Source organism: Enterococcus sp. BWT-B8 (genome assembly GCF_020567625.1).
Classification (GTDB): domain Bacteria; phylum Bacillota; class Bacilli; order Lactobacillales; family Enterococcaceae; genus Enterococcus_L.
On record NZ_JAJDJV010000003.1, the window covers coordinates 1 to 21,960 of the forward strand.

Genomic DNA, 21,960 nt, shown 5'->3' on the forward strand with positions numbered 1-21,960 from the left:
TAAAGGCTCAATTGGCGTTCCATCGTTTCCACTTACGAGGGAAACAAGGGGCGAAGATTGACATTGGCTTGGCACTAATGGCACTAAATTTGAGGAAATTGGGAAAATATATGGAGAGGAAGATACGTAAAAAAGAAAGAACACGCTCGATTTTGATGATTATTGCCAAAATCGAGCGTGTTTTCTTTTTGAGGACGGACTATTGTCCCAGACTCTTTCTTTTTTACATCCAGACCATGTCTGAAAACTATTGGGGAAATGGTTTTTTTAAGAATTTTAGTGAAGGTCTAAATTTACCAAATAAAAAAGCCAGCTCATTTTGGCATATTCATTTTTCTATAAACAATGGTTGGAAAAATAGGACCTATTCTCATCCGCATACTAGCGATCTCTTAGTGATAACCATAAGTATTTGGCTATTTATTTCAATCAGAGTATTGCATGCCACCCTGCTAGTGCCCCTAGATAAGCTAGCCTCCATTCAAGGACTCCGCATATAGCCCGTCTTATATGATCAAAAGACATGCGACGAGCATTCGTAGAAGCGTAGAAGCAAGCTTTTAATACTGGAATGAATTATTGCTAATCCATCAGATTGTCGGTTCGCATGCCATTCTACTAGCTATTCCTGCATCAGTAGAAAACCCTTGTATCTACGAGTCTTACTACACAACACTACACTACACTTCGTTTCGATCTCATCAATTTCTAAATGTCAGAGCCATTAAGAATTGAAGAACCTTGTTCGATTCTCCATACAAACGCGTTTACTTGGAAAAGCGTTAACAGTATGGTGCATAAGCGAGGCTTTATGACAATGACTGCCACGAAAGTATTCGCCACTAGAATTTTCAGACAAGTTTCAATATAATGATTGGCAAACTTCTTAATATAAATGATAATGAGAATCGTTATCATCATTGACAATGTTTAAGGAGAGTAATAAATGAACTTATTGAATAAATCTGCTCTATTTGGCTTAACGTTACTGATAAGCGGAGGTTTATTAGCCGCATGCGGTACACAGAATGCCGGAACAAGCAACTCGACAATCGAGAATACTGCGAAAGAACGGGTTCTGACGGATACCTTGGGAAATGAAGTAACGATTCCAGCCAATCCAAAAAGAATTATCGCCAGCTATCTGGAAGACTATCTTATCGCTTTAGACGAGACGCCTGTAGCCCAATGGACAGTGAACAACGCCAGTATTCAGGATTACCTGCAGGAGGAATTAGACGGCATTCCGACAATTTCCTATGATTTGCCTTATGAAGAAATATTAAAATACGAACCAGATCTGATCTTGGTCAGCTCTTCACCACTGGTTGAAGGCGGAAAGTATGACGAATACAACAAAGCAGCTCCTACCTATGTTGTGAAAAACGGTGAGGGTGTTACATGGCGGGACCAGTTAACAGATGTTGCCAATGTGCTGAATAAAGAAAAGCAGGCGGAAGAAGTTTTAGAGACGTACGACACACTGGCTGCAGATACAAAAGAAGAATTGACTCAAGCCAATGCAAATAATCAGTCAGCTGCGGTTTTATGGGTAACAAACAATCAGGTATTCATGGTTGCTGAGACAAAATCAAGCGGTACTGTTCTTTATGGCGATCTTGGTTTGAAAGTTCCTGAGCTGGTAACAGAAATATCCAAGGATGCAACAGCAGACTGGAGTGCTGTTTCTCTGGAAAAAATGGCAGAACTGGATGCAGATAATATTTTCCTTATAAACAGTGACGAATCTGATCCTTTTTTTGAGGAAAGTGTCTGGAAAAATCTAGATGCAGTGAAAAATGATAAAGTATTCTCTTTTGGCGGCGATTCCAGCTGGTTGTATAATGGACCAATTGCCAACACCAAAATCATTGAAGACGTAAAAACATCACTATTAGGCGAATAAAGAAAAAGCTGAAACAAATGCTCAGAAAACGGGCAATTCTGTTTCAGCTCTTTTATTGTATGCTTCGAAAAATCTATTCTGCAATCGCCGTTTCCAGACCTACTTCCATCATCTCATTGAAGGTTGTCTGACGTTCTTCTGCAGTTGTTTCTTCACCAGTAATGATATGGTCGCTGACCGTACAGATCGCCAGTGTCTGTACCTTGTATTTCACACCCAGATAATACAGTGCAGCTGCTTCCATCTCAACTCCCAGAACCCCAAGTTCAGCCAGCTTCATCGTTTCTGCTGTATCATCCTTATAGAAAGAATCCTCAGAAAGTACGTTGCCGACATGTGTTCTATAGCCTTTTTCAGTTGCGAAATTATAGGCTTTCAACAGTAAATCGAAGTCGCCGATTGGCGGAAAGTGAAACTGCTGAAAATGTTTGGCAATCATGGATGAACTTGTAGCTGCTCCCTGCGCAATAATCAGGTCACGAACGTGAACATCTGTTGAAAGAGCCCCGCAGGTTCCAACACGAATCAGTTTCTTCACATCATAAGAGTTGATCAGTTCATGGGCATAGATTGTTGCAGAAGGCATCCCCATGCCAGTTCCCTGAACAGAAATACGCTCTCCCTTATAAGTTCCTGTATAGCCCAGCATTCCCCGAACCTGATTGTAACAAACCGGATTGTCCAAAAATGTTTCAGCAATATACTTTGCTCTTAAAGGATCTCCCGGCAGTAAAATTTTATCAGCAATTTCTCCCTGTTTTGCTTCAATATGGATGCTCATTTGTTTCCTCCTCATATTAACTTTCTTTCAATCCTATCACCTCTGTACTGCTTTTGATAAAGTACAGGTGATCCAAGATTTTTTACAGTTCTTCCAATGTTGCTTTAATCAGCTGCTTAAATTGCTCTTTTACTCTTTCCGTTGTTTCAACTACTTCTGCATGGTTCAGACTACTTTGCATTCCTGCCGCCAGATTTGTAATACAAGAAATACCTAAAACTTTCATACCACTGTGTACTGCGACAATCACTTCAGCAACTGTTGACATTCCAACCGCATCTGCTCCAATTGTCCGAGCCATGCAAATTTCAGCCGGTGTTTCATACGTAGGTCCAGAGAAACCCATGTAAACACCTTTCTTAAGCGCCAAGCCTTGATCAACAGCAACTTTCTCCGCTTTTTCCTGATACTCTTTTGTATACGCCTGACTCATATCCGGGAAGCGAGGTCCCATTTCCTCTTCATTTTCTCCAATTAACGGATTATCCCCGGTGAAGTTAATGTGATCCGTAATCAGCATTAAGTTGCCCGGTTCAAAGCTTGTGTTGACTCCGCCAGCCGCATTCGTCACAACCATTGAATGGATACCCAGTGCTGCCATCATTCGAACAGGATAGGTGACAGTCTGCATTGAATGTCCTTCGTAGTAGTGGAACCGCCCCTGCATTGCCAAGACTTTTTTACCCGAAAGTGTGCCATAGACCAGCTTTCCAGCATGACCGACTACTGTTGAAACAGAAAAATGAGGGACTTCTGAAAAAGGGATTGCAATCGCTTCTTCAATTTCCTCAGCCAGTTCTCCCAAGCCGGAACCAAGAATCAGTCCGAAATCAACTTGCTCAATTCCTTTTTCTTTTAAAAATGCTGTTGTTTCCTGTAATTGCTCGTTCAACTTTGTCATAGTTTCCCTCCTATTTTAGGTCCTTTAAAAAGCTTATGCCGTTTTCTGTTGGTGCAACATCAAAATTTTCTGCAATAGTTGCTGAAATATCTGCATAGTGTCCTTGAGCCAAACTTCCCTGTCCCTGCATATTTTTACTGTAGACCAATAACGGTACATACTCTCTTGTATGATCTGTTCCCGGGAATGTCGGGTCGTTTCCATGATCCGCTGTAATCATCAGTAAATCATCCTCCTGCATAGTATCGATAATCTCTGGAATACGCAGATCGAACTCTTCAATAGCATGTGCATAGCCCACAACATCTCTGCGATGACCAAACAGTGCATCAAAATCGACAAGATTCGTAAAGCTTAACCCGGTAAACTCCTTTTTCATAACGTTCAACAGCTGATCCACACCATCCATGTTGCTCTTCGTACGAACAGCTTCTGTGATCCCCTGTCCGTTAAAAATATCATTAATTTTCCCAACTGCAATCACATCTTTGCCAGCTTCCTTCAGCGAATCCAGCACTGTATGCCCAAATGAATCCAGTGCATAATCATGGCGATTGCTTGTACGTGTAAAGTTACCGGGCCTTCCGAGATAAGGACGAGCGATAATACGACCAATCATATACGGTTCATCTTTCGTAATATCCCGAACATACTGACAAATTCGATACAGTTCATCCAGCGGAATAATTTCTTCATGGGCTGCAATCTGGAGAACAGGGTCAGCAGATGTATAAACGATCAAATCACCTGTTTTCATTTGATGCTCACCGTAATCATCAATAACAGCAGTCCCGCTGTAAGGTTTGTTACAGACAATTTTTCTGCCGGAAAATTCTTCAATCTGCTTCAGTAATTCCTCCGGAAAGCCTTCCGGAAAAACACGAAACGGCTTTTGTATGTTCAGTCCCATAATTTCCCAGTGACCGGTCATCGTGTCTTTGCCGACAGAGACTTCTTCCAGTTTTGTTGCATAGCCAAGATGATTTTTCTCAGCAGCTACATTATGAAGCGGGGCAATAGTCCCCAAGCCCAGCTTCTCCAGATTAGGAATTGTCAGCCCAGCTTCTTTTGCAATATGACCTAGGGTGTTGCTGCCGACATCACCAAATTTATCCGCATCAGGTGCTTCTCCGATGCCTACAGAATCCATTACTACTAAATGTACACGTTTAAACATAACCATCCTTCTTTCTTCCAGTTTTGTTTAGATATATAAAAGGATGACGAAATATATCGCCTGCTTTCGCCATGCCCTTTGTCCCAATAAAAAAATAACTGACTCTTGGTTTCACTCATTTAACAAGGAGAGTGGGACAGAACAAAGTTCCAAACTCTCTTCGTATCTAACCCCGAATAAACAGCGGTATAAAAGCAAAAATTCTTTTTGCGACGAGTAACCGCAGGAGCAACTCCTTTAGAATTAAACCGAACGATCCTGAAAATATGAAGAGCTTCAGGTCCTTCACCGAGCAGGTAACAGGACTTCATCTACTCTGCTGAAGCAATCCTAGTGAAGCCTGCCAACTCTCGTATGTTTTATATCTAGAAGTTGACGTGATCGAAGCACAGCGTAGAGTAGTGTATCCATTCACAGCTCTTCATTTTATGAATCGTGTTCCTTGACAATTTTCGGATAGTCCTTCTTAATTCTTGGAGCTGATCGCTTTTGTCCAGACCTCAGCGGCAGAAGCACTTAAACTGATACTCTGTTAAGAAGCTGCTGTTTTTCCTGCTTCCGATCTTTCTTTTACAGTACTCATTTCTACAAAAAAAGGCAAGACTAAAGAAATGTTCCCATAGTCCCGCCCTGTTGTACAATCGTCTCTGTTATTTTGATTTAATATAATTCTGTCCGTTCGCTTTCGGTCCTGATGCTTTTCCTAAGAAAAGTACCAGTACAATCACTGTCAGTACGTATGGCGCTGACTGCAAATAAACATCCGGTATTTTGGAAATCAAAGGAATGCTGGCTCCGGCGATACTCAGATTCTGAGCAAAGCCAAAGAATAAAGCTGCTCCCATCGCACCAAGCGGATTCCATTTACCGAAAATCATGGCAGCCATGGCGATGAAGCCCTGACCGGCAATCGTTGTTGCCGCAAAACGTCCGGCGATAGACTGTGCAAAAATTGCTCCGCCCATACCGCCTAAAAAGCCGGAAAGCATTACACCGGAATAGCGCATCATATATACATTAATTCCCAGTGTATCTGCTGCCTGAGGATTTTCACCAACAGAACGCAGTCGCAGACCGAAGCGTGTTTTAAAGATAACAAACCAGGCAATCACTGCAATGCCGACCGCAAAGTAGGCAGGTAGAAATGTTCGTTTAAAGAATAGATCTCCGATAATCGGAATATCTTTTAAAATTGGAAATGCAAAATAACCAAATGATTTAGCAATTGTGTCTGTCTGACCTTTTCCATAAATAACTTTAACAAGGAAAATCGCCAGTGCAGGTGCCATCAAATTAATAACCGTTCCGCTAATAATGTGATCCGCACGCAAATTGACAGTCGCCACAGCATGAAGCAGCGAGAACAGCAGACCCACAGCTCCGCCGACCAGACAGGCCAGCCAAGGCGTAAGGCTTCCAAATGTTTCAGCAAAAGTTAAGTTGAACACCACTGAACTAAATGCCCCCATAACCATAATACCTTCCAAACCCACATTTACAATCCCGCTTCGTTCTGAGAAAGTTCCGCCCAATGCAGTTAAAATCAAAGGAGTGGAATAAAATAATGTCTGATTGATAATCGTTTGAATTGTTGACATTAACGCTGCATCCATTAGATTTCTCCTCCTTCTTGACTCTCATTATTCCCTGTTGTTTCTATCTCCTGAACAACAGCCAGTTCTTTTTTCCCTCCGGTTGTTTTCGCCATAAAGAAACGAATCAGATAATTGATTCCCACAAAGAATATAATTGACGCAATAACTACATCTACTAATTCAGTAGGTACTCCGGCTCTAAGCGGCATTCCCTGTCCGCCGAGCTTCAGAATACTAAACAGCAAGGCAGACAACAGAATTCCGATCGAACTGCCGGCTCCCAGCAGAGACACCGCCATCCCATCAAATCCAATACTCAGAGAAGAGCCTTGGACAAAGAAATTTTGGAATGTCCCCAGCCCCTGAACCACACCACCAAGACCAGCCAGTGTCCCGGAAATAATCATGGAAAGAATAATCGTCCGTTTACTGCTCATCCCAGCATATTCAGAAGCAAATGGATTCAACCCAACTGAACGGATTTCAAAGCCAGCCGTTGTTTTCTTCATTAAGAACCAAACAAGGACAAGGAAAATCAGAGCCAGAAGAATCCCTAAATTCAACCGTGAGCCATTACTCATTTCAGTCAAAAACGAATTTCTAAGAGTTGCATTCGCTCCAACCATCTTCGTTACGCCTTTATTACTCATCACGTCCGATGACATCACATTGTTCACAATATGCGTACTTGCGTAAAGCAAGACATAGTTCATCATAATTGTTACGATGACCTCACTCGTTCCAAAATAGGCCCGGAGAATCCCAGGAATAGCTGCAGCTGCAGCTCCCGCCAGTGCTCCGGCTAAAATAGCCAGCGGCAATACGATGATTCTTGATGTATCCGGCATAGACAAAGCCACCCAAATACTTGCAACCCAGCCGCAAAGTGCCTGTCCGGAAAGTCCGATATTAAAGAAACCGGCTGAATTGGCAACAGAAAATCCTAACGCCGTAAAGATAAGCGGACCGGCTGTTACAAAGATTTCCCCGATATTTTTAGGTCCCTGTCCAAAAACAGTTGTAAACATTGCAGCATATCCTTTAACAGGAGAATAGCCGAAAATCAACATAATAATTGCTCCAAGTACAAACCCCATAACAACTGAGAGGATGGGAACCATAATATTTCTTAATTTTTCTGATTTATCATTCAACAGAATCACCTGCTTCCACAGTGTTTAGCTCTCGACGGGCTTCTTCCAGTGAATAGCCTGCCATCAAAAGTCCCAGTTCATTTTCCGAAGTCTCTTTCGGATCAACAATTCCCACAATCTTGCCGGCATGAATAACAGCAATACGGTCTGAAACATTAAGAATTTCATCCAGCTCAAAGCTGACAACTAAAACAGCCTTATTCTGGTTGCGTTGTTCAATCAAACGTTTATGAATGTACTCAATTGCTCCGACATCCAGACCCCGTGTCGGCTGTGAAACAATCAGCAGATCCGGATTGCGATCCACTTCTCTGGCAATAATTGCTTTTTGCTGATTTCCACCAGATAAAGCTTTTGCCGGAACCAGTTCGTTCGTTGTCCGTACGTCATATTCTTCAATCAGCTTACGCGCATACTCATCAATCTTATTGTAATTCAGCACGCCATTTTTACTTAAAGGTTTTTGATAGTACGTCTGCAGTGCAATATTCTCTGCCAGTGTCATTTCCAGAACCAATCCATATTTATGACGGTCTTCAGGCACATGCCCAACACCCGCTTCTGTGATCTGGCGAGGCTTTTGATTTACAATGGATTTTCCATTTAATTCAATCGTGCCGCTTTCAATCTTTCTCAGTCCTGTCAGAGCCTGAATCAATTCAGACTGTCCGTTTCCGTCAATTCCAGCAATCCCGACCACTTCACCGGCACGAACATCCAGACTCAATCCCTTCACAGCTTCAAGTCCGCGACTTTCTTTTACTACCAGATTATTAATTAAAAGTACTGTTTCCGAAGGCTTTGCCGGTTCTTTTTCTGTCTTAAATGACACAGAACGACCTACCATCATGTCAGCCAGCTGTTGAGAGGAAACATCTTTAATATCTACAGTATCAATACTTTTCCCTCTGCGAATAACGGTACAGCGATCGGCTACCTTTTTGATTTCATCCAGTTTATGCGTAATCAAAATGATTGATTTACCTTCTTTTACCAATCCGTGCATAATATCAATCAGCTCATCAATTTCCTGAGGTGTCAGTACAGCTGTCGGTTCATCAAAAATTAAAATATTCGCTCCGCGGTAAAGAGTTTTCAGAATTTCCACTCTTTGCTGCATACCAACAGAAACATCTCTGATATAGGCATTGGGATTCACATCCAGACCATATCTTTCTGATACTTTTTTGATCTCTTCAACCGCTTTTTTACGATCAAGAACGCCGCCTTTAGCCGGTTCATTACCGAGTATGATATTCTCGGTAACTGTAAAGGCGTCAACCAGCATAAAATGCTGATGGACCATTCCTATTCCCAACCGGTTTGCTGCTGTAGGACCATTAATATCTACTTTTTTCCCGTCTATGTAGATTTCACCTGATGTCGGTTCCAAAAGTCCTGATAAAACATTCATCAGTGTCGATTTACCTGCTCCGTTTTCTCCCAGTAATGCGTGGATTTCTCCGGGTTTCACCTGCAGATTGATGTTGTCATTCGCTTTGAATGTGCCGAATTGTTTTGTAATGTTGCGCATCTCAATGACATAGTTTTCAGCCACGTTTTTCACATCCTAATATTTTTTTCACTTGTACCAAGCAGTAATATACTAAATTTCAAATTAACTGCCAATTCATAACAGTCATGTAACGCAAAGCCCGGGGAATCATGCTTAAAAGCCGAGAGACAAAATCTGTTGTGTGACTTTTAAGAAAACAGGTTAGTTTATGCCTTATAGTACCAGTAAAGAAGCTCTCGAAGCTTCCCAGGTAAACTAGTTTATCTATCCTGCTTTCTTAGAAACCGGAACATTTATTGAACAAAGTCAAAGCGAAAGATTCTTTCTGTCCAAAACAGGAAGTTCTCCCGCTTCTTCTTTGTTTCAAAAGCAGAGACTGAGATACTGCTGTTTGTAATTAATATCTCAGCCTTCCAGTTCAACTAGTTGTTTAGTCTTTTACATCTTCTGGAACTTCCGGAACAGTGACTTCTTCAGCAATGATTTTTTCTTTCGCAGTATCAACAGCTTTTAGAGCATCTTCACTTAAGAAGCCCTCTGTCAAATCAACTCCGCCGTCTTTCAAACCATATACTTTATGTTCGCCGCCAGGGAATTTGTCTTCTAAAGCAAGATTAGAAATATCTTTCACTGCCGTACCCACTCCTTTAAGAGTAGAAGTCAATGTAAAGTTGTCTTCTTTTCCATCTTTAGTTGTGAATTTCCCTTCAGCTTCCTGATCACTATCAACACCGATAACCCATACTTTGTCCTGGTCGCCCGTTTCGTTTAAATCTTTTGCTTCCTGGAAGACTCCGGCACCTGTACCGCCTGAAGCGTGGAAGATGATGTCGACACCACTTTGGTACATTGCAGCTGCAAGTGATTTACCTTTTGCAGGGTCGCCAAATGAAGCAGCATATTTAACATCTACTGTGATGTCTTTGCCTAATTCCTCTGCCGCATCTGCAACGCCCTGACGGAAACCAGCTTCAAAGCGATCAATTACAACCCCTTCTTCACCGCCGATAAATCCAACTTTATCTGTTAATGTTGTATTCGCTGCAGCAACACCTGCTAGATAAGAGGCTTCGTGATCTTTAAATGTTGCAGAAACAACATTGTCTTTTCCTTCAATTACACTGTCAATAATACCGAATTGAGTATCAGGATTTTGATCTGCAGCAGCACTGATAGAATCAGCAAGCAGATAACCAATACCAAATATTGTATTGAAACCATTGGATACAGCTGTATCAATATTTGTTACATACTCAGAAGCATCATTTGACTGGATGTAATCATAACCACCTGCGCCTTTTGACAAGCCATTTTCTTTACCCCATTCCTGCAATCCTTCCCACGCAGATTGGTTAAAGGATCTGTCATCCACGCCGCCGATATCTGTTACAATGACTACACTGTGTTCAGCATCTGTCGAACCGCCTGCTGAGCCGCCGTCTGTTGAATCCGTAGTTCCGCCGTTTCCGCCGCATGCCGCTAACGCAACTGTTAAAGCAGCCGCAACTACACCTAGACCAAATAATTTTGCTTTTTTCATTTCTGTAAAGCCCCCTAAATAAAATAGTTTTATATTTCCAACAGCCAGGATGACTGAATGAAACTGATGTAATAACGCTAGAAATTCTACATGTCGTCTTCTGTAAATGCATATGGCAGCAGTTCAGCTACCGTTGTTTCTTTTGATACACCCTTATCACCGACCAGAGTTACCGGCATATCAGGATCACAAAACTCTGCAATAACTTGACGACAAGCACCGCAGGGAGAAATAGGTCTTGGCGTATGTCCTGCCACAACCAAATGTTTAAATTTGCGCTTTCCTTCTGAAACAGCTTTAAATATAGCTGTACGTTCTGCACAATTCGTCAAGCCATAAGATGCGTTCTCAATATTAACACCTTGATAGATCTCGTCGTCTTCAGTTACAAGACAGGCGCCGACCGGAAAATGTGAATAAGGAACATAAGCCTTATCCAATGCATCTTCTGCAACAGCAAGCCATTCTGGTTTCACAGTCATGAGTTTCCCACTTTCCTGTTCATTTCATTTGTTTTAAAATCAGTCAATATATCAGTAACCAGTCCCTGTAGCACCTTCCATAATAGATACGCCGGCACTCGTTCCGATTCTTGTTGCACCTGCATCAATCATTGCCTGAGCTTCTTCTTTATTGTGGATACCGCCTGACGCTTTCACTCCCATGTCCGGTCCCACAGTTTCCCGCATCAGCTTCACATCTTCTACTGTTGCTCCGCCTGTTGAAAATCCTGTAGATGTTTTAACAAAATCTGCACCTGCTTCTTTTGCCAGCTCACAGGCCTTTACTTTTTCTTCATCTGTAAGCAGTGCTGTTTCGATAATTACTTTTACCAGTGCTTTATCGGCTGCCGCCTGAACAACTGCCTGAATATCCTTCAACACTTTTTTATAATGCTTCGATTTCAGTGCACCAACATTTATCACCATATCCACTTCATCTGCACCATTGGCAATCGCATCTCTTGTTTCATATGCTTTCACTTCCGAAGTATTAGCTCCTAAAGGAAATCCGATCACTGTACAAGTAGAAACGTTTGTCCCTGCCAGCTTTTCATTCGCCAAAGCTGCCCAGAAAGGATTCACACAGACAGAGAAAAACTCATATTTTTTTGCTTCTTCAATTATTCTCAACACATCTTCTTCTGAAGCATTGGCTTTCAAGATTGTGTGATCGATCATTCGATTTATTCCCACATTTGACACTTCCCTTTTCTTTAATATTTTACAGAGTAATTATATCATGAATCAGAACAGGTTCCTCGCCTGAATCCCCGATTTCAATATTTTTATAAAGCATTTCTTTGATATTCCCGATTTCTTCTTTATTTGAATAAATCGTCAGTAAGGATTCTCCTTCAGAAACCGGCATACCAACTTTCTTATGCAGCTTAATTCCTACTGCATAATCAATCGCATCTTCCTTTGTTGCCCTTCCTGCACCCAAAAGCATGGCCGCAATCCCGATCTCATTTGCAACAATTCGCTGGACAACGCCTGTTTTTTTTGCAGGTAAATCAATCTGGTATTTTGCTGTAAGCAAGCATTCAGGATCATCAACGATTGTCTCGTCGCCGCCCTGATTGCGAATCATTTCTTTGAATTTAGCCAACGCAGCACCAGATTTCAAGGCTTCTTCCAAAAGCCCGCGTGCTTCTTCCAATGTCGCTGCTTTTTCAGCAAGTACGACCATTTGACTGCCTAATGCATAGCACATTTCCACTAAATCTTCCGGACCGTTCCCTTGCAGTGTTTCAATCGCTTCAACAATTTCCAGACTGTTTCCAATCGCTTCGCCTAATGGCTGAGACATATCTGAAATCACTGCCATCGTATTTCTGTTGGCCAGTTTGCCAATGCGAACCATTGTTTCAGCAAGACGACGCGCTTCATCCAGATTTTTCATGAATGCGCCCTCACCAGTCGTGACATCCAGCACAATAGCATCTGCCCCCGCAGCAATTTTCTTGCTCATAATGGAGCTGGCAATCAATGGAATGGAGCTGACTGTGGCAGTCACATCACGTAAAGCATAGAGCTTTTTATCCGCCGGAGCCAATTCTCCTGATTGACCAATTACTGCTACATGACTTTCATTCACCAGCTGAATAAAACGTTCATCCGGTAATTCCACCTGAAACCCCGGTATAGCTTCCAGCTTATCGATCGTTCCGCCGGTATAGCCCAGTCCTCTGCCGGACATTTTAGCTACACTGACACCGACACTTGCTACTAAAGGAGCTAAAATCAGTGTGGTGGTATCTCCCACACCGCCTGTTGAATGCTTATCCACTTTAATTCCCTTTATGCCGGACAGATCAATGGTTTCACCTGAATGCGCCATTGCCAGAGTCATCTCTGTTATTTCTTCATCTGTCATGTCCTGATAAAAAACCGTCATCAAAAATGCACTGATCTGATAATCGGGAATATCTCCTTTTGTATATCCGTCAATAATAAACTGAATTTCTTCTTTATTCAGCTTTCCTCCATCACGCTTCTTTTCGATCAAATCGACCATTCTCATGATTATTTCCTCCGAATCCCCAATGTTGTATTATGCACTAAAAAACTCTGCTGATGGATGTTTGGTAAACCAGTTTACTAAATCCAATCAGCAGAAAAAGAAAGCGCTTCTAAAACGAACTTTACCTTTTTTTCTACGCATTGTCAATTTCTTTTGTACTGTTTCTTTCAATAAAGGTGGCTTCAAATATCTTATTGGGCATCTTTTCCCCTTCGCCATGGATGGCATCAACCAAAAATTTCGCAGCAAAATAACCAATATCAAATGCGGGCTGATAGACAGTTGTCAAAGTCGGTGTCAGATATTTGGATATTTCCAGTCCGTCAAATCCAATGATCGAAATATCTTCCGGAATTCGCAGTCCCTTTTCAAATACAGCCTGATACGCACCGATAGCCATCTCATCGTTACCACAAAAAATTGCTGTAATCTCTTTGTTTTTTAACACTTCTTTAGCTGCCTGATAGCCGCCCTTCAAGGTGAGTTCCCCGCTTTGAATGTAGGCCTCCGTGATTGCAATCTCATGCTTTTCCAAGGTGTCTCTATATGCTGTCACTCGTTCTGTCAGCTTGTAGTAGCCCTGGCTTTCCTTCAGCATCCCAATATGACGGTGCCCTTTTGCTATTAATGATTCCATTGCCTGGCAGGCACCTTCGTACTCCTCAATCAGAAGCTGCCCCTGATCCCGTGTGTTGATTCCCCTATCTATAAGCACCACCGGAAATGAAGACTGCAGGTGACGATGCAGAACATGGTCTTCCGGTAAAATATTTGGTGTTGCCAAAATAATACCATCTACCGACCGATGAAGCAGTTCGCTTACATATTTCGTTTCCTCTTCCTCACTGTGCTTGGAGTTACAAAGAAGAATCATATAACCAAGTGAGTTGAGATAGGTTTCAACTCCTTCAATAATTTTCGAAAAGAAAAAATCAGTCACATCAGGTACAATCATTCCGATTGTTTTGGAATGGCGTGTAATGATGTTCGATGCAAAAAAATCTGGTTTGTATTGATGCTTTTCAACAATTTCCAGGACTTTTTCTCTTGTTTCTTTGCTAAATCGGCTGCCTTTATTATTAAGTATCTGAGAAACTGTGGTGACTGAAACACCTGCCAGTTCAGCTACTTCCCTAATGGTTAATTTCATCCTCGATTAGCTCCCTATAAAATCCCATACATTTTCAAAAATACTGAATTGAACAAAGTCATTTTACCAAAAATGTTCGGATAAATACAGAAAAATAAAAAATTTATCATAATAAAAATAACAGCATTTTTTCATTTCATTTTCTGAAAAAAAGCAAACAACACCTTAGTAATCGACCGTTAGATACCTCTCAACATTTGTGAAATTTACTGAAAATTTTCAGAATCCTGGAAACATATTTAAGTCAAAAGACGAATATTCTATTTTTATTGAAAGACCTTCACTAAAACAGTTCGATTCTACTTCCCTTTACACGGACTCGAAGTCCCAACATACTTAAAACTGATTCTGAAAGTGTTCTAGACAAGCCTATTTTAACTGGATTTTAGCTATGGGGCTTTTTTTATGATCAACTGTTGCACTTAACATGTATATTCAAGACTAAAAAAAGGACTTTACAGACTTAAGTAAAAAAACAAAAGAAAACGTTTGCGAAACAACAGTTATGTAGTATTGTAAATTCAATAATTTGAAAGGTAGGGTGTTATTATGAACAAGTTTTTTAGGAAGACAATTGGGTTGGTGAGTTTAACAACAATTTTAGCAGCTTTGTTACCAGGGGGACGGTTCTAGCTACTGAAGATTCTCCACAAGAATGGTCTGGTTTATCTGGAATGGAAATGCTTCGGGATTCACTTTCTTTCGTTGTGAAAGAAAGGCTTGTTTAGATAGTGTCATGTCAGAGGCCCCCTTTCGTTTTAAATAGTGGTAAACTTCCATCGTTGCGGTAAGGTCACGTTTGAAAAGAAATGAATAAATGACCTCTTTTAAAGGGAATTTTCGATTCCGGTAAAACTGTTCGGCGAATCAGGGAATAGTACAATGGAATGGAACTGAGAAAAACCGAGTAAGCGGGCAGTCAGATCAAATCGCTTGTGATAGGGAACAGCCATGCAAATCACCCCTTTTCTTTTACTGTAAAAGATTTTGGGAGAAAAGAAAAGAGAAACTCCAACTTTTTTTCGGAGTTTCTCTTAAGTTGACGATGTTACCTACTTGGTTCTTGAGACAGAACACTTCTATCACAACCTCATTTTTTCTAACTGGTAACTATCAAACCTTAACCGTTTACCAACTACTAGGGCGTATCTGAAAAATTCGGTTTCCTCCATAATTTTCAGATACACCCTGTTTTTTCTGCTTCATTATTTTGTCATAGTGTAAAAAGGATCATTAGAATTTTTTCGAAGCAGCCAGATATAAAAAATGAAGCTCCCCGTACACAGAATAAACAACACAGTACCTGCTACAAATCCCTGCGGAAGGAAGACAAATTCAATTGTATGCTTTCCTGCCTCTACCGGTAAAGTCAGCAATGCCTGTTTGAAAATTGGAATTTCAGCCTCCTCACCATCGATATATGCTTTCCAGCCTTTATCATAGGGAATAGTAGTAAAAATCACCTGATTTTCCGATAAGTCAACTTCAGCTGTTGCTTTTCTGCCGGAAACTTCAAAATCGACAGCTTTTTTCTGAATATTTTCAACAGCACTTACAAACTTATTTACATCTAAAAACGCCGCCTCTGGCTTAACAATAGTAAATTTGCTGTCATTTACATAGACTTCATTTTTTTCCAAATTTGTAATAGTCATTTTTACTTTAACCGTTTTTGCTTCTTCATAATAGCCCAGAGAATAGTATTGTCCGGTTTCAACTACAGAACTTTGATAAGCTGTTCCCTCAACATCAAACTCAATAACCGGTGCGGCAAACGTCTTATAATCTACTGGATAAATACTTACGTAGCCCTGTTTTCCCGCCGGTACGTCCACTTCCCATTCCAATACTACAGGCTCTTCAATATCGTTCGGAGTATAGGTCACTATATCCGTTTTGTTGATTTTGTTTGTTTCAATCGTAACATTTTCTGAATCTGTCAAGTTTATTTCATCAAAGGAAAAATAGACTTCATCTAAAGCTGCCAAATGATTCAATAAGGATACCTGGGTTTCAACAGCTCCTTTTTCGTAAATCCCTGCATCCGTCAACATCCCCAAAGGCAATGCATAATTATTTTCATATAAACTAAATTCACCTTGTTCCGCAATCTTTGAGTAACCAAACTTCAAATTATCTTCTTGAGCTAAATTATACTTAATGCCAACCAGTGCATCCATAATCAGCGTGTTATTTGCATACCTTATGTTCAAATTGGTACCAGTTGACCGGTAGCCCAATGCATTCAGAAAATAAGAAGAATGTCTGTTTCTAATAGAAGAAAACATATTCACACCACTGTATCCATAGTTAAAGGCATCATTCGCAGAAACAGGATTAAGGTTTTCCATACGATAAAAGCCTTCTGCTTCTTCTTTTGTCTTATCTACCAGTGTTTTAATATCTTCGTAAGGTTCCGCATAATATTTTCTGCTGGGGTAATGCCATTCGTAAAGAATACCGCTGATCAGCACATAGCTGTTAAACATGGCTTCACTGCAAGCAAAAAGGACAAATAAAATACTTAACCACTTTTTTACTTTGCTTTGCTTTTTCATAAAGAAGAACAAGAATAAATAAATCAGCAATAATCCTAAAGTAAAAAGGAGACTCCAAGGATTGATATAATCGTAGTCCCCTCGATCTGTTACAAGCTTTGTTATTATATACGCAGTAATCAGCCCGACAACAATAGTTGCCAGCAGATCAAACTCTTCCTTTTCAAACTTTTCCCAGCCATAGCCTGCCAATGTCAGCAATAAAAAAGAGAAAACAAAGCTGAATCGGAAATTAAACATATTCGGCGTATGCATTCCCTGCCACATCAAATTAAGTGGTTCAAGATAGAAACTAGTGAAAATAAACAGTAGAAGCAGACCATAGCTCAGCTTCTTTTGCCAGTTTATTTTTTTTGTCAGAAAGAAGAACAAACTGAACACCAATGCAATCAAGCCGACGTAAATATAGGGAGTGGAAACTAGTTTCGTACTGTCATAAACCCCTACCATATTCTTAATAACCACATCAAATAATCCAGTATATTTTGTTTTTAATTGAGCGATTTCACTAAATGATTCTCCATTATTGCTTAAATCTGCAATGGTAGGCAAAATGATAATCATTGAAGCTCCGCCAGCCAGCAATGAGGTAATCAAATACATTGGAATACTTGATAAATATTGTTTTTTTTCTGTAAAAAGACGTACCCAATAATAGAGGAAAGAAAAAACGCCTACAATAAAAGCCATGTAAAAATTAGAAACAAACAGTAGAAAATAACTGATAAATAAAAGAATCGGTTGTTTTCGATCCATCAGTCGATTAATGCCTAAAATAATCAGCGGAAGATACATCAGGGAATCCTGCCACATAACTATTTCCGAATATGCAACAGTAAAAGACATCAGTGCATAGGAAAAACTCATTATCAGTTGTCCCCAGCGAGGAATCTTAAATGTACGATAAGCATAAAGCCAGAAAGCACCGCCGATACAGCCGATTTTTAACAGAGTTAGATAATACAAAAAATCCGGCATCTGTAAATTATTAAAAAAGATGACCAGCGGACTAAATATCCCTCCCAGATAATAGGAGATAAAAGACCAGTAATTCAGACCCAACGAGCTGTTCCACGTGTAAAAGATACTTTGCTCGCCTCTTAACGTATTATTTAAGCTGGCAAAAAAATTGGCATATTGCGAAAATGAATCACTGGCAAGAATGGTTCGATGCTCACTGCCGGGATAAACACCGATTTTCGCGTAGACAATGATCATAACAAGAATTGGGAGCACAATACTTAACGAAAAAAAGCACCCTTCATTTTTAAAAAATGTATGTATATTTTTTTTCATCTTCAGCCTCATTTCTTTTATTAATGAATAAAGCCAGCCTTATTAAATGGAAAGTAGCGAATATCCACTACTCCCTCAATCTGCTCTGCTTTTATAAAACCAAGCGTCCGGCTATCTGTTGAACGGTTCCGATTATCCCCTAAAACAAAATAATGATCCTGAGGAATTTCTTTTATTTCCTTCAGTTGCTCGCACAGTGCTTCTGAATCTATCTGCAGTACAATTGTGCTGTCCGGCAATTGACCGCTATGTATTAATTCTTCCAGATCTACAGCAGAAAACAGGTTTTCGACCAGATATAAACGGCCCTTATTCAAGCAGACTTTATCTCCCGGCATACCGATTACTCGTTTCACATAAGAGCTGTCTTCTGTCTCCTGATCAAAAGTGACAATATCATAACGGTGTATTGCTTTCCCTTTATGTGTCAGAAGCCTGTCGCCATTTTGAAGCGTCGGCTCCATAGATTGTCCGCTGACAAAATGAGAACGAAAATTCATCAGAGAATAGAGACACAGACATACAAACAAAATAAAAAGAATATTTTCAAGTATGCCATACCCCTTACTTAACCACTGTCTCCATATTCGATATTCTTTTTGCTTTGCAGTTTCTTTTTGAGTCCTCATTTTACGTTTTTTTCTAATCAGCTGATTTTTTACAGATATCTCTTTTTTTACCCGTTTTCTATGAAATCGATCAGAAGCCCCAGCTTTTTTTCTTTGTGATGTCTCCATAAAAAACTCCTTAATTTATAGTCCTCTCATCTCATGAAGAAGAAATAGCTTCATCTTCCCCACTCCAATAATATCTTTCGCATCTACCAATCTGCAGTAACAGCTGTCTGCCCCAAAAAATCAATTATTCCCTAAAACAAAATATTTTTCTTCTGGTATTCTATTTGAGCTGCTGCCCGGAATACCTTTCATTGAAATGTTTTCAGTCAGATGACAGTTCCCATCTCTTGCTTCCACCAATGATTCAGTCAAAAATCATTCTGGTTTTAATTTACTATTCCCCAGCAGTTCACTCTGAACGAAACTGTTTCTTTCTTCTGGAAGACCAATTACACTGCTTATAGAAATTGCTTCCTTATGATTCGGTACCTTAAAATATATCAGTGGGAAGCGATTGATTTTACTTACTTTACTGACAAAGACCCAATCCCCCTCTTCCAGCTCCAGTGACATCCCCCCTGCTAACTTTCGACAGAGTAAATGTAAATAAAGAGATCGTGCAGATTAACAGAGGGGAGAAAAAACACTGAAGTATATTCATACGTTTGGCAGAATCGTTCAATTTATAGAATCAGCAGTTATCTGTTCCTGTACCTTGGTTTCTCCATTTCTCTATTTCTTTTTGGAGGCTGCTTTTTCCTAGGTTTCTGATTTCTCTTAGGTTTCTTATTTATTTTCCGTACAATCAAAAAAATAAGAATGATGACAACCAGCAGAATTCCCGCAACAATCAGAATCAGCATCCAGTTGATACCTGCCTCCTGAACCAGTGTCAAGTCCTGTTCGTTAAATTTTTTCGCTTCTTCGTTAGAAATAGTAAACTCCTGTTCCCACTGCCAACGTCCTCCGGCTTGAGTAGTAACCAGTATTTTTGCAAGATAATCTCCTCCAACCATCCTTTCCCCATTCATTGAGACAGGGAAATTAATTAAAGAGTTAGGGGCCATTCGCATATTCATTTTTTCCATATCATAAAGTACTTCATCTGAATTCTTTTTCATAATCTGGACATTTACAGTCATATCATTAACATAAACCGGTTGAATGTTGGAAAAATTAATATACACAGAATTTCGAAAATTATTCAATTCAGGATAGACTTTATTCAGTTTTAATTCCGGCTCTATAGCCTCTGTATCTGCCTCACTCAGTAGAATCCCTGTTTGATAGACAAATTTATTTTTGATCATTCCTCCGTCTGTTTCAGTATCCAGACCTTCTGTATCTTTTTCTCTCAATCCGACAGCTCCAGAAATATAGCCTTCAAAAGAGGCTTCCGGCATAGCAATATCCAGATTCAATATTTCCTGACTGTTCGGAGGCAGAACAACTTCTTCCGGACCTTTTACAATATCAGCGAAATCATATTTTAAAGATGCATCCTTCTCAATCTGATTGGGTCCATACTCGATTACACCATTACTGTTGGTTTTCGCGCCATTCAATTCAACTACAATAGTTATTTCCTTGTCTGATGAATTATTTAATTGAATTTGGATTGTTTGCTGCTGTCCGGGAGTCATTCTAAGATCAAAATAGCCGACTTCTGGATTATGTTGGTTTTCTGGCAGAATCACCTTATAAAAAAAGCCTTTCAGCTCTTCCTGAGTTCCACCCGCTTCCTCTGCTTCTACAGGTATAGAAAATAGAAATGCAACAGTTGTTATGTATAAAAAAGTAAGTATTCTAAAAATATTTTTTTTCATGTTAGGGTCCTGGTCCTTTCTTATCCTGAAAATAAGACACCGATTCCGAAGAATCGGTGATCTTTTCGAACAATAGGTTTAATTAGTTTGCATCAGCAATTGTCCAAGTGATTTCAGCTTGGTACTGACCTGCTTTCAATACGTTATCCCCAGGTACAGTCAATGTAACACCATCGTACGTATCGGCTTGTGCATTCGCAGTTGTATCGAACATAATTTCAAATACACCAAAGCCTTTTCCATCTTCATTGCTTTCAACAAATACTTGTGCTTTTGATCCGTCATCTGCAAACTCTAATGAAGTTACCTCTTGTACAGCATCTGTTGGAAGTGTTGCAGCGTTTGTACCTGTTACCAATGAAATATTTTTGTAAGTCAGTGTAGCTCCATCTAATGTAGAACTCATTGCCGTATTAGTGAATTGAGAAGTCAACGCTGCTTTAACTGTATAGTAGTTGCTGGCTACATCAGATCGAACATCCTGGAACCGTACAAAGTGTGCAGTTGTCTGGTTACCGTCAGTAAATGGCAATGCATCGTAAGTCTTTTCTGAATCATTTGCAACAATCGCATGTGAATCAAAATCAATGTCAGTTACAGAAACAACTTTCAAAGTCCCTGGATTTGGGTTTTGAGAAGGTGCCGTCAATGGGTCACCAGTTGATTCACCTGGAGGCAGGTTTGTTGGGTTAGTCGATGTATCAGTTGTAAATTCAACTGTACCTTTCCCAGATGCATCTGTTCCGTCAAAATCTGCTTTTGTTGCTGAAGGGATCGCAAGCCCTGCTCCTACTGCTGCCAATAAAGCAGCGCCTACTAATTTGTGTGAAGTTTTCATGTGTGTATTTCCTCCTATATATTACATGTTTTTATTTATGGCAACTCAGATACTATCCGAGTTATCACCGTTTCATATGCTACCGGATCTTTTTGTGCAGCTGCCGGTATTGTTAAGCTAAGTGCTTCATTTTGATAGATGGGCCTACCGTTAGAATCTGGATTTATTAATAGATATGTCTAATATTTTCAATCCAAATCACATCTTTTTGAATAACGGGTGCTTTTGAAAATTTCTGGGTGAATTCACCCAGAAATTGCCCAAAGAGATCACTGCTCCATCTAGTTCTTTGTTTTCAGTTGAGTCATTTTTAAAACGCATTTCTTGTCTTATCGGACATACGTACATTTGACCCAAAATTAAATTGCGGTACAAAATTGATACCCAAATTCCCGCTTATTGAGGGCTGTCATCAGGATCAGCTGAATTCCCGAATTTTCAGGATCTTTTATCTGCTGCTCATATTTCCCTTCAAACTGAATATGCTCTTCACCAGTTACAATACTTTCCGCCTGAACTGATTCAGCATTCAGGAACAAAATTGAGGTTGCAGGCAACATTACCAGAAAGAAAGCTTTT

Annotated in this window: 19 protein-coding genes and 1 pseudogene; 2 read left to right on the forward strand and 18 right to left on the reverse strand. The window is 40.2% G+C overall.

The features are described 5' to 3' along the window. Both LI951_RS15365 and LI951_RS04505 read left to right on the forward strand, forming a co-directional pair. Positions 1-218: pseudogene (locus LI951_RS15365) on the forward strand (IS5/IS1182 family transposase); the annotation flags it as partial. Between the two features lie 728 nt (positions 219-946). Next, entirely contained in the window at positions 947-1,906 is a 960-nt protein-coding gene (locus tag LI951_RS04505; RefSeq protein ID WP_229441407.1) for an iron-hydroxamate ABC transporter substrate-binding protein, read from the forward strand. 73 nt (positions 1,907-1,979) lie between these two features. On the opposite strand, the gene deoD is transcribed toward LI951_RS04505, so the two are convergent. The 18 genes from deoD to LI951_RS04590 form a co-directional block, all read right to left on the reverse strand. Continuing rightward, complete coding sequence (deoD, locus tag LI951_RS04510; protein WP_229441408.1) at positions 1,980-2,687, reverse strand: purine-nucleoside phosphorylase; 708 nt, start codon at positions 2,685-2,687, stop codon at positions 1,980-1,982. A gap of 82 nt (positions 2,688-2,769) precedes the next feature. Continuing rightward, entirely contained in the window at positions 2,770-3,588 is an 819-nt protein-coding gene (locus LI951_RS04515; RefSeq protein ID WP_202068215.1) for a purine-nucleoside phosphorylase, read from the reverse strand. A gap of 10 nt (positions 3,589-3,598) precedes the next feature. Then, a complete protein-coding gene (gene deoB / locus LI951_RS04520; RefSeq protein WP_229441409.1) occupies positions 3,599-4,765 on the reverse strand; it encodes a phosphopentomutase in 1,167 nt (388 codons plus the stop codon). 650 nt (positions 4,766-5,415) lie between these two features. Beyond that, positions 5,416-6,378 (reverse strand): ABC transporter permease, encoded by a 963-nt coding sequence (locus LI951_RS04525; RefSeq protein WP_229441410.1) that lies wholly within the window; start codon positions 6,376-6,378, stop codon positions 5,416-5,418. Next, positions 6,378-7,514 carry an ABC transporter permease gene (locus LI951_RS04530; RefSeq protein WP_236671922.1) on the reverse strand — a complete coding sequence of 379 codons (1,137 nt, stop codon included), beginning with the start codon at positions 7,512-7,514 and terminating at the stop codon, positions 6,378-6,380. The genes LI951_RS04525 and LI951_RS04530 overlap by 1 nt, the downstream gene beginning before the upstream one ends. Further along, entirely contained in the window at positions 7,507-9,048 is a 1,542-nt protein-coding gene (locus tag LI951_RS04535) for an ABC transporter ATP-binding protein (RefSeq protein ID WP_229441514.1), read from the reverse strand. Before LI951_RS04535 ends, LI951_RS04530 begins: the two co-directional genes overlap by 8 nt. A gap of 412 nt (positions 9,049-9,460) precedes the next feature. Further along, positions 9,461-10,570, reverse strand: coding sequence for a BMP family lipoprotein (locus LI951_RS04540; RefSeq protein WP_202068222.1), 1,110 nt, complete (start codon positions 10,568-10,570; stop codon positions 9,461-9,463). Between the two features lie 86 nt (positions 10,571-10,656). Further along, positions 10,657-11,052, reverse strand: a complete 396-nt coding sequence (locus LI951_RS04545; RefSeq protein WP_202068223.1) for a cytidine deaminase — start codon at positions 11,050-11,052, stop codon at positions 10,657-10,659. Positions 11,053-11,103: 51 nt separating this feature from the next. Continuing rightward, entirely contained in the window at positions 11,104-11,766 is a 663-nt protein-coding gene (deoC, locus tag LI951_RS04550) for a deoxyribose-phosphate aldolase (RefSeq protein WP_202068224.1), read from the reverse strand. A gap of 28 nt (positions 11,767-11,794) precedes the next feature. Continuing rightward, positions 11,795-13,096: a pyrimidine-nucleoside phosphorylase gene (locus LI951_RS04555; protein WP_229441411.1), complete on the reverse strand. Its 1,302-nt coding sequence runs from the start codon at positions 13,094-13,096 to the stop codon at positions 11,795-11,797. Between the two features lie 133 nt (positions 13,097-13,229). Continuing rightward, positions 13,230-14,246 carry a LacI family DNA-binding transcriptional regulator gene (locus LI951_RS04560; RefSeq protein WP_229441412.1) on the reverse strand — a complete coding sequence of 339 codons (1,017 nt, stop codon included), beginning with the start codon at positions 14,244-14,246 and terminating at the stop codon, positions 13,230-13,232. 827 nt (positions 14,247-15,073) lie between these two features. After that, the gene (locus tag LI951_RS15075) at positions 15,074-15,199 is read right to left on the reverse strand and encodes a hypothetical protein (RefSeq protein WP_267491699.1); all 126 of its coding nucleotides are present in this window, start codon (positions 15,197-15,199) and stop codon (positions 15,074-15,076) included. Between the two features lie 252 nt (positions 15,200-15,451). Then, positions 15,452-18,100 (reverse strand): YfhO family protein, encoded by a 2,649-nt coding sequence (locus LI951_RS04565; protein ID WP_229441413.1) that lies wholly within the window; start codon positions 18,098-18,100, stop codon positions 15,452-15,454. A 20-nt stretch (positions 18,101-18,120) separates the two neighbouring features. After that, entirely contained in the window at positions 18,121-18,837 is a 717-nt protein-coding gene (gene lepB, locus LI951_RS04570) for a signal peptidase I (protein ID WP_229441414.1), read from the reverse strand. A gap of 255 nt (positions 18,838-19,092) precedes the next feature. Next, on the reverse strand, positions 19,093-19,290 hold the full coding sequence (locus LI951_RS04575) for a S26 family signal peptidase (RefSeq protein WP_229441415.1): 198 nt from the start codon (positions 19,288-19,290) through the stop codon (positions 19,093-19,095). 125 nt (positions 19,291-19,415) lie between these two features. Then, complete coding sequence (locus tag LI951_RS04580; RefSeq protein WP_202068233.1) at positions 19,416-20,543, reverse strand: DUF916 and DUF3324 domain-containing protein; 1,128 nt, start codon at positions 20,541-20,543, stop codon at positions 19,416-19,418. 82 nt (positions 20,544-20,625) lie between these two features. Further along, positions 20,626-21,381, reverse strand: a complete 756-nt coding sequence (locus LI951_RS04585) for a WxL domain-containing protein (RefSeq protein ID WP_202068235.1) — start codon at positions 21,379-21,381, stop codon at positions 20,626-20,628. A gap of 359 nt (positions 21,382-21,740) precedes the next feature. Next, positions 21,741-21,941 (reverse strand): hypothetical protein, encoded by a 201-nt coding sequence (locus LI951_RS04590; RefSeq protein WP_229441416.1) that lies wholly within the window; start codon positions 21,939-21,941, stop codon positions 21,741-21,743. Positions 21,942-21,960 lie beyond the last annotated feature (19 nt).

Bases quoted from the DNA above. Each gene is read 5' to 3' on its own strand.
- LI951_RS04505 (WP_229441407.1), top strand. From the start codon at position 947: ATGAACTTATTGAATAAATCTGCTCTATTTGGCTTAACGTTACTGATA.
- deoD (WP_229441408.1), bottom strand. From the start codon at position 2,687: ATGAGCATCCATATTGAAGCAAAACAGGGAGAAATTGCTGATAAAATT.
- LI951_RS04515 (WP_202068215.1), bottom strand. From the start codon at position 3,588: ATGACAAAGTTGAACGAGCAATTACAGGAAACAACAGCATTTTTAAAA.
- deoB (WP_229441409.1), bottom strand. From the start codon at position 4,765: ATGTTTAAACGTGTACATTTAGTAGTAATGGATTCTGTAGGCATCGGA.
- LI951_RS04525 (WP_229441410.1), bottom strand. From the start codon at position 6,378: ATGGATGCAGCGTTAATGTCAACAATTCAAACGATTATCAATCAGACA.
- LI951_RS04535 (WP_229441514.1), bottom strand. From the start codon at position 9,048: ATGCGCAACATTACAAAACAATTCGGCACATTCAAAGCGAATGACAAC.
- LI951_RS04540 (WP_202068222.1), bottom strand. From the start codon at position 10,570: ATGAAAAAAGCAAAATTATTTGGTCTAGGTGTAGTTGCGGCTGCTTTA.
- LI951_RS04545 (WP_202068223.1), bottom strand. From the start codon at position 11,052: ATGACTGTGAAACCAGAATGGCTTGCTGTTGCAGAAGATGCATTGGAT.
- LI951_RS04555 (WP_229441411.1), bottom strand. From the start codon at position 13,096: ATGAGAATGGTCGATTTGATCGAAAAGAAGCGTGATGGAGGAAAGCTG.
- LI951_RS04560 (WP_229441412.1), bottom strand. From the start codon at position 14,246: ATGAAATTAACCATTAGGGAAGTAGCTGAACTGGCAGGTGTTTCAGTC.
- LI951_RS15075 (WP_267491699.1), bottom strand. From the start codon at position 15,199: ATGGCTGTTCCCTATCACAAGCGATTTGATCTGACTGCCCGCTTACTC.
- LI951_RS04565 (WP_229441413.1), bottom strand. From the start codon at position 18,100: ATGAAAAAAAATATACATACATTTTTTAAAAATGAAGGGTGCTTTTTT.
- lepB (WP_229441414.1), bottom strand. From the start codon at position 18,837: ATGGAGACATCACAAAGAAAAAAAGCTGGGGCTTCTGATCGATTTCAT.
- LI951_RS04575 (WP_229441415.1), bottom strand. From the start codon at position 19,290: ATGTCACTGGAGCTGGAAGAGGGGGATTGGGTCTTTGTCAGTAAAGTA.
- LI951_RS04580 (WP_202068233.1), bottom strand. From the start codon at position 20,543: ATGAAAAAAAATATTTTTAGAATACTTACTTTTTTATACATAACAACT.
- LI951_RS04585 (WP_202068235.1), bottom strand. From the start codon at position 21,381: ATGAAAACTTCACACAAATTAGTAGGCGCTGCTTTATTGGCAGCAGTA.
- LI951_RS04590 (WP_229441416.1), bottom strand. From the start codon at position 21,941: ATGTTGCCTGCAACCTCAATTTTGTTCCTGAATGCTGAATCAGTTCAG.